This window comes from Roseateles sp. P5_B10, from assembly GCF_056400485.1.
This window is the reverse complement of the sequence record NZ_JBFULE010001241.1, coordinates 1-1,069: the sequence shown is the minus strand read 5'-3', so window position 1 is coordinate 1,069 and position 1,069 is coordinate 1. Positions and strand designations below refer to the sequence as shown.

Annotated in this window: 2 protein-coding genes; both read right to left on the bottom strand. The window is 70.3% G+C overall.

Annotation, left to right across the window (positions count from 1 at the left end):
• Positions 1-304, bottom strand: a 304-nt coding sequence (locus AC1DU6_RS32425; protein WP_477862344.1) for a hypothetical protein, incomplete at its 3' end; no start/stop codon positions are given.
• Between the two features lie 66 nt (positions 305-370).
• Positions 371-1,069, bottom strand: a 699-nt coding sequence (locus AC1DU6_RS32420) for an ABC transporter substrate binding protein (protein WP_477862342.1), incomplete at its 5' end; no start/stop codon positions are given.

Below are 1,069 nucleotides of genomic sequence, written 5' to 3'. Positions count from 1 at the left end.
CCATCACATCCGGGAAGGCCAGCGAGGCGCGCACGGCCTCCTCGGCGTTGTCGGCAGCGGCGTACAGCAGGGCCAGCGAACTGTTGGACGCCAGATTGGCTGCCACGCGCCCCCCCTGCTCCATCAGCATGGCCCGCACCTGGCGGCCACCCTGCCAGGCATTGACGACCGCCATCAGCAGGGCCAGGCAGAGCGTGCCCAGCGCGACGGCGACGCTGAGATGGCGGCGGAACGAGGTCTCGCGCAACCAGCGCGCGTAGATGCGCAGCGGCCACGACCGCTGCGGCGGCGCGGCCACAGGCACGCTTTCATCCCGAAGGATGAGGGGCGGCTGGCTGTCCAGTGGAACGGGTGGCGTCACTCTCGAACCTCAGCTGGAGGGATAGACCAGATCGAATCCCGACTGCACGGTGGCGACGTCAAGTCCCAGGTGCGCGGCGGTGCGGATGTTGATGGCGGCGCGTGCCTGGCGCAACGGCAGCACGCCGGCCGCGCCCGCTTTAGGGTTGGACGCGAGGCGTTGGGCCGACACGGCCAGTGAGCGCCCGAGTTCATGGTTGTCCGGGTAGAGCGAAAACAGTGCGCCGCGCTTCACATGCGCCAGGTGGCTGGAGAACACGGCGATGTTGCGGTTCCAGCCTTCCTTGAGCACCAGCGTGAGCACGACGTTGTCGTCCACGGTCGTCGGGTCCTGCGGCAGCCAGACGGCGTCGCGGGCCGGGTCGGCCGAGGCCAGCAGCTGGGCGTAGGCGCGCAGAGCCTCGGCCTGATCGGCGGCTTCCTGGGCCAGCAGCTCCAGGCCTTCGGCCCGGGCCGCCTCGCGCGCCAGCTTCACCAGCCAGGTGTTCAGCTTGGGGTCGTAGACCAGGTGCACACGACGCGTGGACGACTTCAGGCGCCGGAGTCGCGCGAGCAGCAAGGCCGGGTCGGGCGCCAGCGTGTGGATGGGAAAGTTGCGGGCCTCGGACTCCTGCACCGACACGACGCAGCCGACCATCACGGCCAGCTCGTCGGCCAGCGCCGCCGCGACGCGCATGCCGCCGCGCCCCAGGCCGATCAATACCTTGAC